Genomic DNA, 12,760 nt, shown 5'->3' on the forward strand with positions numbered 1-12,760 from the left:
AGGAGGAATTAATAAATTGCCTATTTTCTCAACTGGACCGATTGAAAATAGTATTGCCGCAGAAATCGGAGCTAGACCTACACAAACCGTAACGATCAAAATCGATAACAGTCATTCTACTGACTCGTATATCCTTTATCTTACGGGCTATTATGTAGGCACTCTGAGATCGCTGTATGTCGAAGAATTGTTTGTCGTTTACCCTAATCAAGTTATTACTAAGACCTATTTTGCCAATCTGGATGCATTTGAATTTATCTTCGACGCCTCAGGTGCCGGAGCATCGTCGGCTCAAATTTCAGTTTGGGGTAAAGATCTTGATGGTGAACTGGTTGCCTCCCATCGGATTGTTGCCAGTGAATTGTTGAGTGACGTCGGTGGAGCTATCGGCGCCACTGGCGCGACCGGTGCTACCGGACCTACCGGCGCGACTGGTACGCCTGGCGCTGCTGGTTCCGCTGGGGCAACGGGGGCCCCTGGTACACCTGGGGCTGCTGGTGCTACTGGTGCGACCGGTAACCCTGGTACACCCGGGGCTGCCGGTGCTACTGGTGCGACCGGTAACCCTGGTACGCCTGGCGCTGCCGGTGCTACTGGTGAGCCCGGTGCGACCGGAGCAACTGGAACGCCTGGTGAGCCCGGTGGTCCTACAGGTCCAACCGGCGCTACTGGCGATCCTGGTGCGGATGGTGAGCCTGGTACTCCTGGCGCTACCGGAGCTACTGGTGCTACTGGCGATCCTGGGGCGGATGGTGAGCCTGGTACGCCTGGCGCCGCTGGTGCTACGGGTGCGACCGGTGCGACCGGTGATCCTGGTACTCCTGGTGCTGCCGGAGCTACTGGTGCTACTGGCGATCCTGGGGCGGATGGTGAGCCTGGTACGCCTGGTGCTGCCGGAGCTACTGGTGCTACTGGTGCGACAGGCGATCCTGGTACTCCTGGCGCTGCCGGTGCTACTGGTGCTACTGGCGCTACGGGTGCCACCGGTGAGCCTGGTACTCCTGGTGCCGCTGGTACTACGGGTGCGACCGGTGAGCCTGGTACGCCTGGTGCTGCCGGAGCTACTGGTGCGACAGGCGATCCTGGTACTCCTGGCGCTGCCGGTGCGACCGGTGCGACTGGCGATCCTGGTACTCCTGGTGCCGCTGGTGCTTCTGGCGCGACTGGTACTCCTGGTACAGCTGGCGCTACTGGCGCTACGGGTGCGACCGGTGATCCTGGTACCCCTGGTGCCGCTGGTGCTACTGGCGCGACTGGTACTCCTGGTACAGCTGGCGCTACGGGCGCTACGGGTGCGACCGGTGATCCTGGTACTCCCGGTGCCGCTGGTGCTACTGGCGCGACTGGTACTCCTGGTACAGCTGGCGCTACGGGTGCGACCGGTGATCCTGGTACCCCTGGTGCCGCTGGTGCTACTGGCGCTACCGGTGCTGGTGCTACCGGTGCGACTGGTATTACAGGTACTACAGGTGCAACCGGAGCTACCGGAAGCGGTGCGATCATCCCATTCGCTTCAGGTTTGCCTACCTCTTTAACAACAGTACTTGGCGGGGTTTTAAACACTTCAAGTCTGGTTGGCTTTGGAACCAATGCAGCAGGAGTAACCATCACAGGTGGAACTATCGATATTACCGGAGCAGCTGGCCTCTTACTAAACGAAGCATTCTCGGTTCCTCGCGCAGCAACCCTCACTTCCATGGCTGCATACTTCAGCACAACGGCTGCATTAACTCTGGTTGGTTCTACTGTAACGATTACAGCCCGATTGTTCCAGTCTACTACACCTGACAATGACTTCACTGCGATTCCTGGAGCAACCGTAACATTAGCTCCTTCTCTGGCTGGTGTTCTGGCTCTGGGTACGATCAGCAGCGGAATTACAACAGGACTCAGCGTTCCTGTAACAGCAGGTACCCGTCTGTTAATGGTATTCAGCGCAACGGTTACAGCCGGCTTAGATATTGCAACAGTTGTTGCCGGTTATGCAAGCGCAGGAGTAGCACTCTCTTAATAGAGCTACCAATCTACTGCCATCTATTCAAAGGCCCTCCTTCATGGAGGGCCTTCTGTCTGTCGAGAATCTCGCTCCCCCGAAGTCTAACGGTTGCCAGTGCGCCTAATGTCCACTTTTTCGACATTCTGAATTTCTAACGGTTGCCAGAGAAGCTATTTCACGATTTAGGCATGGTTTCCGCCCGTAATAGGATAAATAAGCTCCATAATAACCGTTAGATAAAATTCAAAGCCAGAAAAGACCAAATAAGCAATGTGGCAACCGTTAGAACACTGCCCCTCGCTCTGACAGGGGGATCATCTATCGAGCGGAAGACAAATCAAATTAAGTTTCTCTTGAGGCCCTCCTCTGCAGGAGGGCCTTATTTCTTCAGCAAAGCCTCTAACTGAAGATTAATGCACCATGACAAGGTTTATAATCAATGCCCTTGCTATCATCGACATTAAATCCAAACAACCTTATCATTTGCACGAATGTTATATAATAAGGTTATCGCTCTTCATTAGGGAGGAAATTATCGGTGAACGATTGGATTGAAATTAAGGATGCATATGAGAACAATTTGAAGCATGTTTCACTTCGCATACCGAAGTACAAGCTCGTTGTTCTGACAGGGCCATCCGGCTCCGGCAAGTCGACACTTGCGATGGATACGCTGCAGCGAGAATGCCAACGTCAATACATGGAATCGATGGGGATGGTCTCTGACTCCATCAATAAGCCGAAGGTTGGCGCCATCATCGGCTTGTCCCCTTCGATCAGCGTCGGACAGCATGTCACGAACCGCAATCCTCGCTCCACGGTAGGAACCGTAACGGACATTTATACGTATTTGCGGGCGATTTTCTCACGCGCAGGGCATCGTTCATGTCCCTCCTGTGGCGAAAGTATCCCTCCCGGACCGGCAACCACGGCACATATAGGAACTGAAGACGACGATGACCGCCAAGAATGGGTCAATTGTCCAAAATGCCATACAGCTGTCGAGCGGCTGACCATGTCGCATTTCTCATTTAACCAACCGCAAGGCGCATGTGCGAGCTGCTCCGGCCTTGGCATGGTTTCGACGCTGCGCATGGAGGCCGTGTTCGATGAGGAGAAAAGCCTGCGTGGAGGCGGCGTCCCTTCCCTATTCGAGATGATGATCGATTACTATACCGTCATCTTGAAGGCAGCGGGCGAGTATTACGGCTTCCACTTCGATCCGGATCTTCCGCTCAAGGATTACAACGAAATACAGCGCGACCTGCTCTATTATGGTGTGGAGAGCGAGCCGTTTATGCGGCATTATCCGGACATGAAGCCGCCGAAGAAAGTGAACGCCGGCAAATTCGAGGGCATTCTTACCGGCATTTGGCGACGCTTTAAGGAGAAAGGGCCCGACGCAGAGGGTGGTATGAACGCAGCTTCTTTCTTCCATCAACAGGTATGCCCGGACTGCCACGGCGCGAAGCTGAATGAGCTCGCCCGTTCCGTGAAAGTTGGCGGCGGCGCCATTCACGAAATATCCGATTGGCCGCTCGGCCATGTCTATGACTGGGTAGGCCGTCTCTCTAGCGAGCTGTCCCCTGACAGTCTTGAAATGCTGGAGACGATCGTATCCGACGAAATTCCATCCCGTTTGAAGCGGATTCTGGATGTTGGGCTCGGCTATTTGTCATTCAACCGACAATCCATCACGCTATCCGGCGGTGAAGCACAGCGGCTTCGGCTAGCTTCCCTGCTCGGTTCAGGACTGACAGGCGTCCTGTACATTCTTGATGAGCCAACTGCCGGCTTGCATCCGCGGGACACGGATGGCTTGATTCAAGTGTTGAAGCAGCTTCGTGATCTCGGCAACACCGTACTCGTCATCGAGCATGATGTGGAGATGATGCGAGCGGCCGATCATGTCATCGACATGGGGCCGGGTGCCGGGAGCACAGGCGGGCGGGTCGTGGGCGAGGGCTCACTTGAAGATTTAATGGCCGCTGAGGAATCGGTAACCGGCGCTTATCTGCGCGACGAAGCGCATTTCAAGCTTACGCACACACGCCGCCCAGGCAATGGTCATAAGCTCACAGTACGCAATGCGCATGCCCGCAATTTGAAGAATGTGACGGTATCATTCCCGCTCGGCTGCCTCGTATCGGTAACGGGCGTGTCCGGATCAGGCAAGTCCACCCTGCTCTTCGACTTGCTGGCTGAAGGAGCAAACGATAACTTAAGACCAGAAGGCTGTGACGGTCTCGAAGGCACCGAGGAAGTCGGGAACTGGATTACCGTGGATCAGTCCCCTGTAGGACGGATGCAGCGCTCCAATGTGGCGACTTATACCGATATGTTTACGGCGATGCGCAATCTATATGCCGGACTGCCGGAAGCCAAGAAGCTGAAGCTGACGTCGAAGCACTTCTCCTTTAACACCCCGGGCGGACGGTGCGAGAACTGCCAAGGGCTTGGGGTCATTACAGTGGATATGCATTTCCTGCCGGACATCGAGGTTCGCTGCCCGGCTTGCAAAGGCCGCCGATTCCAAGAGGAAGTGCTGCGCGTCACCTATGAAGGCTATTCCATCTCGGATCTGCTGGATCTGACGGTTCAAGAAAGTCTGGCCGTCTTCGAAGGCGCACCCAAAATGGCCGATACCATCAGCCTGCTGTGCGAAGTCGGCCTCGGCTACCTGCACTGGGGTCAATCCGTTCGCACATTATCCGGCGGCGAAGGCCAGCGGCTTCGACTTGCCAAAGAGCTCGGCAAACGCACGAAGAAACACACGCTCTACCTGCTCGATGAGCCGACAACCGGCCTGCATCCGGCTGACGTAAAGCAGCTGACTGTGCTGCTCGACAAGCTGGTCGACGCCGGGAATACGGTCATCGTCGTCGAGCACAATATGGAGCTGATTCGCGAGTCCGACTGGATCGTCGATATCGGTCCGGAAGGCGGCGAGCTCGGCGGTACCGTTATGGCGGAAGGTACACCCGAACAAGTCGCACAGGTGCGCCAATCGCATACGGGCAGATACTTGCGAGAAGCACTATAAGCTGCATAACGAAAAGCCGCTTCGCCCCTCATTGAGGAGACGAAGCGGCTTATTGTCGCAGTAACGCGGCTAACCCTTAACGGATGCAATCGCCCCTTGCAGCGCATCGATAACCTTATCGCACCAAACATCGAATTCCGGATCTTCCGTTTGGCATTCCGGATGAGCGAGCACATGAGCCACGGTCTGTTTAACCCCTTGGTCAAAGCGCGTAGCAGCCACAAAGTCCGGAACAAGCCGTTTGAGCTTCGCGTTATCGAACACGACAGAATTGGCTTTATCTCCGATTAAGCCGCCCGTGTAGTCCTCTTTGCTGCATGCCGCCAAGAACTCTGAGGATACATGAACCGCTTGGAGTTTCACGCCAAGCGCATCCGCGATGGCCGCGTAAATTTGGTTCCAGGTCACCGTTTCGTCGGACGTGATTTGAACGGCTTCCCCGATTGCATGGATGTTGCCCATTAAGCCAATGAAACCTTTTGCAAAATCACGGTTGTGCGTCATCGTCCACAAGGAAGTTCCGTCGCCGTGTATAATGACCGGTTTGTTCGCCAGCATCCGCCGGGCAACCTGCCAGCTCCCCTTGCTGCCATGCACGCCAAGCGGGATGGAACGCTCATCATAGGTGTGACTAGGCCGAACAATCGTAATCGGGAAGCCTTGCTCCCGGTATTGCTTGATTAAGTATTCTTCGCAAGCAATCTTATTGCGGGAGTACTCCCAATAAGGATTGGCCAGCGGCGTGCTTTCTGTAACGCGATAATCCGACAACGGCTTCTGATAGGCAGAAGCGGAGCTGATGAAGATGAACTGTTTGGTTTTCCCATGAAACAACCGATAATCTCTCTCGAGCTGCTCCGGACGAAACGCGATAAAGTCTGCCACAACATCAAAGCTCAAGTCTTCAATCAGCTTGGCCACTTGACCTTCATCGTTAATATCCGCTTGAAGTACCTTTACATTAGCCGGCAAACTCTCGTTGCGAGTGCCTCGGTTTAACAGATACAGCTCACATCCTGCGGTTTCCGATAACTGCCTCGTAATCGCGGAACTGATGATACCTGTTCCACCGATGAATAATGCTTTCATAAGCCACCTCCGAGAAGAAATAGAAAGATACTTTACTTATTCTCTTCGCAGCCGCGTACTCCTCTTGAATGACGGATTAAACACTATGGAGCGCATCCAGCGCAGCCTGTTGATCGTTTAGGAAAAACACCTGTTTACCGTGATTGCTCTCATAGATGAAATCCTTCAAGCTCTTGCTGTCGTAGCCATCATAGTCGCCGACGATCGCCAGCTTCAGCTGGTAATTCGTGAATTTCTGCAAAATGTCTCCGGCAATCCGAGTTTTAAGATCGAAGAAATTTTCCGTTACATTGGATTTGTTCAACAGTATTTTGTCGCAGTCCTCGTTGTAACGAACGGTGGCCATCAGATCCAGCGCACTTTGAACGTCTTCGATGAGAATATCTGAGCTTTCAATAATCGCTACCTTCGAGCTTCCTTGCTGATTAACGGTAATATTCATACGTGCACGCACCTTCCTTATTTGCCTTGCCACACTGCATACTAATCCCGCAACTGCAGCACAATCCTATATCCCTTACTATACACGCCCAAATGACGAAAATCCTATCGACAACTACTATAGAGGCTAACTTTGTTCGTGTTACAGTCGGCAAACGCACCTGTGGCAGCGTCAACCGCAGCGCCGAAATTGTAACGAACCGTACAGGTCTTATCGGGACGATAATGGCCTCTCGAAAATTCTAACGAACTGTAGAGACGCTATTCAGCCCAAAATGGATGTCAGGGATGAAATTGTGGCTATATAAGGCTTCTGGGATCCGTTAGAATTTCAAATGCCCGTTTTGGGGCAAATAAGACCTCCTGGGTTCGTTAGAATTTCGAGAGCGTAAATTCCCATTTTTTTCAATGACAATCTCACGCAGTATGATAGGATTAAAGAAATTCGATTCATATCCTATATCCCGTATTGGAGGCGCTTTCAAGATGAGTGATACGCAAATGCAAGAAGGATACTTCGGTGAGTTCGGGGGCAGCTTTGTACCGCCTGAATTGCAAGAGGTGCTCGATTATTTGAGTGCGCAATTCTACGCCTATAAAGACGATCCCGAGTTTAATGAGGAACTGCGCTATTATTTGAAAGAGTATGTCGGCCGCGAAAATCCGCTTACCTACGCCAAACAGCTATCCGATGCATGGGGCGGTCCCAAAGTGTACTTAAAGCGCGAAGATCTGAACCATACCGGCGCGCACAAAATTAACAACGTCGTCGGCCAAATTCTGCTAGCCAAACGGATGGGTGCCAAACGAATCATTGCCGAGACAGGTGCCGGCCAACATGGCGTGGCGACTGCAACGGCATGTGCCATGTTCAAGATGGACTGTGTCATTTATATGGGCGCAGAGGATACGCGTCGCCAATCGCTCAATGTATTCCGCATGGAGCTGCTGGGTGCAACTGTCGTTCCGGTTCATAAAGGACAAGGGCGATTAAAGGACGCCGTAGACGAAGCGCTGAACGATCTCATCCAAAACTACAAAAATACATTCTATCTGCTCGGCTCCGCTGTGGGTCCGCATCCTTTCCCGACGATGGTGAAGCATTTCCAATCCGTCATCAGTGAAGAATCGAAGCGGCAAATCCTTGAGAAAGAAGGTCGACTTCCGGATGCGGTGCTGGCCTGTGTTGGTGGAGGAAGTAACGCCATCGGCGCTTTCGCCCACTACTTGGACGAGCCTTCCGTGCGGCTGATTGGTGTGGAGCCTGACCAAGCGCCAAGCCTAACCGAAGGCGTGCCAAACATCATTCACGGGTTTAAGTGTTTGGTGCTCCTTGATGAGGAAGGCAATCCGAAGAAGACGTATTCGATTGCCGCAGGTCTCGATTACCCGGGAATCGGTCCGGAGCACAGCCATCTGAAGGTAACTGAGCGTGCTGAATACGTAACCGTCAGCAACGAGGAAGTGTTAGCCGCCTTCCAAGAGCTGTCCCGTACAGAGGGAATTATCCCGGCACTCGAAAGCGCGCACGCGATCGCTTATGCGAAGAAGCTGGCCGGGGCCATGAGCAAGGACCAAATTATCATCGTGAACTTGTCCGGACGCGGAGACAAAGATGTCGAGCAAGTGTTCCATATGCTGAAGAAATAGAAACCAGGATATCTGGAGGTAATCGATGAAGATTTACATCATCCGGCATGCAGAGCCTGACTATCCCAATAATACCATTACGGGGCCGGGCCATCTTGAAGCGAAAGCACTGGCAGAACGGCTCTCCGGCACGAGAATTGATCGCATCTACAGTTCACCGCTTGGACGAGCACTTCATACGATGCAATATACCGCAGACGAGATCGGACTGGAGGCAACCGTCCTCCCCTGGCTTGAGGAGCTCGGCGGCTGGCAAATGAAGAACCGAGACGGCCAATCCACCGTCGCTTGGAATGCCGACCATACTTGGGTCCGTGAGCATCGGCCGTTCCCTTCAAGTGACGATTGGCATGAGCGGGCGCCCTACAATGACCCTTCCTTCGCAGGCCGATTCCAAGAAATTAAGGATAACTCGGATCAATTCTTCTTGGAGAACGGCTACCGCCGCGAAGGCGGGCGCTATAAGATTGAGCATTCGAACCGAGATACGATCGCAATATTCTGCCACCTTGGCTTCGGCCTTGCCTGGCTGTCCCATCTGCTCGAGCTGCCATTGCCGATGGTTTGGTCCGGTTTCTGGATTGCGCCGAGCTCCGTCACTACAGTCGTCATGGAAGAGTACGATCACGGATGGGCCGCTCCGCGCTGCTACGGCATTGGAGATGTCGGCCATCTCTACCATGCCGCACTTCCGCTTAGCAAAGCGGGCTTAATCGCGAACAATATTGATTAACAGAAAGAAGCCTGTGGAGGATATTAACTCCGCAGGCTTCTTTGTCATATTACGCAACTCCGTAGGTAACCTTGCGCACCAGATGCTCAATTCGTTCTACCATCGACGAATCATCGATCTGTGCATAGACGTCAGGCTTGAATAGCTGCAGCTTCTTGAGTTGATAATAATCGCTAATGGCATTTCGCAGCGTCAGATTCTGCTTCATCAGACAATGCGGATCCAGCAAGTTACGGAACATCAGCTCGTCCTGCAGGATGAGCAGCGTCGCATTGAGCTCATGCATATAGCCCTCTTTCATGCCGCGTTCATAGAACCTCCGCAGCCGTTCATTGCGCTCGCTAATGGCGACATTCAGAGAAGCCATCAACTGTGGATACACCTCGCGCATATCGTTGAAGAACACTTCCGTACTATAGTTGGCAATAAGCAGCGATTGGGCGAATGCGGACTGAAAACCTTCAATGTAGGCCTTACTGTCGCCTTCCGCCAGCTTCGCTTCTGCGCAAACAATATATTTGATAAAGAGTGCAGTTAATCGTTCAATAATTTCGTCGCGGGAAGTGAAATACTTATATAGCGTTGCTTTGGACAAGTCCATGGCTTTAGCGATGTCGTCCATACGAAGTCCCTGAAACCCGTTCGTTTTGATGGGATGCAGCAGCTTGGCTACGTATTTATCCTTCGTGGATTCATCGGTGTAGCGGCAGCTTTGCGTTTCGCCTGTCGGTTCCATAAAGCGCTCACACTCACTTTCTTGCTTCCTAGTATACACAAACTTAACATTAAAATAAACAAATTATACAAAGTAAACTAAAAACCATAAAAGTAGTTTACTTTGTCTGAGTATTGCAGTATGATCAACTCTACAGTAGGCCTATGGCCGTTATTACGATTGGAGTTGAGTTTGTTCATGGATCATTCATCTGTACCGAATGTTCGTTTCTGGCCCATTATGATTGCGATCTTCTTTGGCGCCTTTCTCAGTATTCTGGGTATCAGCACGATTAACGTCGCGCTGTCGATCTTTATGCAAGACTTTCATGCAAGCTTGAGTACGGTGCAGTGGACACTGACCGGCTTCATGCTTTCATTAGGTACCGTCGCTCCGCTGACAGGGTACCTGGGGAACCGATTTGGCTACAAGAACGTGTACTTGTATGCCATGGCCGGTTTTGTCGTGTTCTCCTTGCTGTGCGGCTTCTCATGGGGAATCGGTTCGCTGATTACCTTCCGTATTATTCAAGGTATCTTTACAGGCTTGGTTTTACCTGCAACGATGACAATCATCTTCCAAGTGATTCCGAAGGAACGGCAGCCTTTCGCCGTTAGTATCTGGGGGCTTTCGGCGATGCTTGCACCTGCATTTGGACCGACAATCAGCGGCTGGCTCATCCAGCAGTTCAGCTGGCGCTGGCTCTTCTTCATCAATGTGCCAATCGGCATTATTGCCATTGTGTTTATTATTGCGATGATTCCTAACTATCGTATTGGCAAGGCCACCAGCTTGGATAAGCTCGGCCTGGCTACAGTCGTCCTCAGCAGTGTATCGCTTCTTGTCGCATTAAGTCAGGGGCGTCAATGGGGCTGGGATTCCAGCAAGACAATAGGGCTCTTCGTATTCGGGGCTGTCATGCTCGTCTTGTTCATCTGGCGCGAGCTTCGCACAGACAATCCGCTGCTCGACCTGCGGGTATTCGGCAATTACCGTTTCTCCATCACGTTACTGGCTAACACGATCATTACAATCAGCCTTTATTCGGGAACACTGCTCGTTCCGCTCTTCTTGCAGAACGTTCAACAAATTACACCGATGGACACGGGCTTAATCCTGCTTCCATCCTCCCTGATTATGGCGCTTTCGATGCCGCTGGCCGGTAAAATTTATCCGCGCTTCGGTGCCAAATGGCTGACGATCGGCGGACTCGTGCTTATCGTATTCGGCAGCTACGAAATGACGCATATGCATAATGACACCTCGCATCTGTACATCATTTTCTGGATGGCGGTGCGTAACCTCGGGGTATCATTCGCTGCGGCTGCTACAAGCACAGCGGGTATGGAAGAGATTCAACCTCAGATGGTTGGGCATGCTTCCTCGGTGACGAACTGGATTCGTAACGTGGGCGGTTCCTTTGCCATCGCGTTATTCACTTCCCTGCTCGCCTCGCACACGATTACGCATGTAACGGAGCTGACAGCAGCTGGAACAGAGACAGCGAATCTCATTCCGTTGTTTGGTTTTACGATGAGCGTGAATGACGTCTTCATGGTTGCAACGTATATCGCCGTTGCTGCGCTGCCGTTCACCTTCTTGATTCGCAAACAAGCTCGTCGCACGCAGCCTGCTGCGGTAGCGGCATAATGATAGCGGCGTAGAGGATTCCCTCTGCGCCGCTCTTTTTATGTTAAGGATTGCCAACTTTATATACATAAATGTATTATAAGTATATATAAGGAGGCGGATGGTTATGGTGACACATTTCTCTCGTTTGCAGCTGCAAACCTTCTCGATTCAAGGCGTGAAGCAGTTTTACCATGAGCAGCTTGCTTTTCCCATCCAATACGAGTCGGATACCGAGATTCATCTCCAGCCAACACCTTCTATGACCCTATGTTTCACGGAAGGATTGGAGCCGAGCGCTCCGGCGCATATCGCTTTCGAAGTGGCGACCTCCGGCTTCGATGCAGCGGTAAGCTGGCTGGGTGATCAGAATGTCACTCTCCTCAAGTGGCCGGACGGCCGCATCGTGGATGATTTCGGCGGTACGGGAAAGAACGTCTACTTCCGCGATGGCGACGGCAACTTGCTGGAAATCATCTGTCACTCCTACGTACAGGAAGGCGTTCTGCCTCCGATCGGGGCCATGGGTCTCCTCTACCTGCGGGAAGTGGGCTTCCCTGTAGAGACAGACGCCGTAGTTGCTTTTCGCGAGCAACTGGTGCGATTATTGGGCTTTAAACTTGATAAAGTTTATGATAATTTTACGTTTGCCATTGGCGGAACAGCCCATGCGGTCATTGTATCCAAAGCGCGAAAATGGATTCCCATCGCGATGACTGCATTGCCGCCCGCTATGAATGTAACCCTCGGTGTGAGCAGTATCGCTTTTCTTGAAGGGGTCCAATCGAGATTGGATGCCGAGGGTATACCCTATGAATCAGAATCGGAATCCGATGCTCCGAATCGAGTCAGCTTCCAGCTGCATGCGTATCCGATTTGCCTGGAACTCACTGACGAATTTGAAGCCGATGTGGCCGCCCGATTGCAATTGCCGCTCGCTCGCTAGATACCCTAACAAAGAAGCGCCTGATCGTGTTTGAGCAGGCGCTTCTTTATTGCGGCTATGCTTTATTTTCTTGCTTCTTGATCCACCAGCGCCATAAACTCATGCACTACTTTCAAATTCGCTTTCTGGCTGCCGAGTTTCAGCATGGCTCGTCCGACGAAGTTTACCCCTTTGTTCTGCCCTTCATAGATGAAGGTCGTGCGCGCGTCATCGACTCGTACGACTGTGAAAGTGAGCGTAATCTCAAAAGCTTTGCCTAATACGAAGTGGATCGTTTTTCGCTTGGAATCAGGCAGGTCCTCATAGACCAAGGTGTCGACAATATACGTCTCGACGCGCTTGCCCTCCCGGTATTTCTGACGATGCTTGGCTCCCGCTTCCCTCTTGGTCTTCTCGATGAGCGTATGCTCCTCAACCTTGGGCATAATTCGATTGATATTCCGATCTGAGAATAGGTCCCATACCTTCTCGATCGGTGCGTGAATCGTCGTTTCTTCTTTCCATGTCAGCATATGTGT

The 12,760-nt window shown here is 52.2% G+C and carries 10 protein-coding genes; 6 read left to right on the forward strand and 4 right to left on the reverse strand.

What is annotated here, in order from left to right; genetic code table 11:
* Positions 1 to 16: 16 nt before the first annotated feature.
* Both AC0YNS_RS22490 and uvrA read left to right on the forward strand, forming a co-directional pair.
* Positions 17 to 2,011, forward strand: coding sequence for an exosporium glycoprotein BclB-related protein (locus AC0YNS_RS22490; protein ID WP_475783189.1), 1,995 nt, complete (start codon positions 17 to 19; stop codon positions 2,009 to 2,011).
* Between the two features lie 523 nt (positions 2,012 to 2,534).
* Positions 2,535 to 5,039, forward strand: a complete 2,505-nt coding sequence (gene uvrA / locus AC0YNS_RS22495) for an excinuclease ABC subunit UvrA (RefSeq protein WP_475783190.1) — start codon at positions 2,535 to 2,537, stop codon at positions 5,037 to 5,039.
* Between the two features lie 69 nt (positions 5,040 to 5,108).
* Here the strand turns inward: uvrA and AC0YNS_RS22500 are convergent, their stop codons facing one another.
* Positions 5,109 to 6,128 (reverse strand): SDR family oxidoreductase, encoded by a 1,020-nt coding sequence (locus tag AC0YNS_RS22500; protein WP_475783191.1) that lies wholly within the window; start codon positions 6,126 to 6,128, stop codon positions 5,109 to 5,111.
* A gap of 76 nt (positions 6,129 to 6,204) precedes the next feature.
* Positions 6,205 to 6,570, reverse strand: a complete 366-nt coding sequence (locus tag AC0YNS_RS22505; protein WP_475783192.1) for a DUF4180 domain-containing protein — start codon at positions 6,568 to 6,570, stop codon at positions 6,205 to 6,207.
* 485 nt (positions 6,571 to 7,055) lie between these two features.
* Here AC0YNS_RS22505 and trpB point away from each other — a divergent pair, with 485 nt between their 5' ends.
* Together trpB and AC0YNS_RS22515 are read left to right on the forward strand one after the other, a co-directional pair.
* A complete protein-coding gene (gene trpB / locus AC0YNS_RS22510; protein WP_475783193.1) occupies positions 7,056 to 8,219 on the forward strand; it encodes a tryptophan synthase subunit beta in 1,164 nt (387 codons plus the stop codon).
* Between the two features lie 25 nt (positions 8,220 to 8,244).
* Positions 8,245 to 8,952 carry a histidine phosphatase family protein gene (locus AC0YNS_RS22515; RefSeq protein WP_475783194.1) on the forward strand — a complete coding sequence of 236 codons (708 nt, stop codon included), beginning with the start codon at positions 8,245 to 8,247 and terminating at the stop codon, positions 8,950 to 8,952.
* A 49-nt stretch (positions 8,953 to 9,001) separates the two neighbouring features.
* Here AC0YNS_RS22515 and AC0YNS_RS22520 read toward each other — a convergent pair whose 3' ends face one another.
* Positions 9,002 to 9,688 (reverse strand): TetR/AcrR family transcriptional regulator, encoded by a 687-nt coding sequence (locus AC0YNS_RS22520; RefSeq protein WP_475783195.1) that lies wholly within the window; start codon positions 9,686 to 9,688, stop codon positions 9,002 to 9,004.
* Positions 9,689 to 9,865: 177 nt separating this feature from the next.
* Between AC0YNS_RS22520 and AC0YNS_RS22525 the strand changes: the two genes are divergently transcribed.
* On the forward strand, positions 9,866 to 11,317 hold the full coding sequence (locus tag AC0YNS_RS22525; protein ID WP_475783196.1) for an MDR family MFS transporter: 1,452 nt from the start codon (positions 9,866 to 9,868) through the stop codon (positions 11,315 to 11,317).
* A 106-nt stretch (positions 11,318 to 11,423) separates the two neighbouring features.
* A complete protein-coding gene (locus tag AC0YNS_RS22530) occupies positions 11,424 to 12,242 on the forward strand; it encodes a VOC family protein (protein WP_475783197.1) in 819 nt (272 codons plus the stop codon).
* 62 nt (positions 12,243 to 12,304) lie between these two features.
* On the opposite strand, the gene AC0YNS_RS22535 is transcribed toward AC0YNS_RS22530, so the two are convergent.
* Positions 12,305 to 12,754: an SRPBCC family protein gene (locus tag AC0YNS_RS22535; RefSeq protein WP_475783198.1), complete on the reverse strand. Its 450-nt coding sequence runs from the start codon at positions 12,752 to 12,754 to the stop codon at positions 12,305 to 12,307.
* Positions 12,755 to 12,760: the final 6 nt, after the last annotated feature.

It is taken from the genome of Paenibacillus sp. J22FR21 (genome assembly GCF_056269135.1).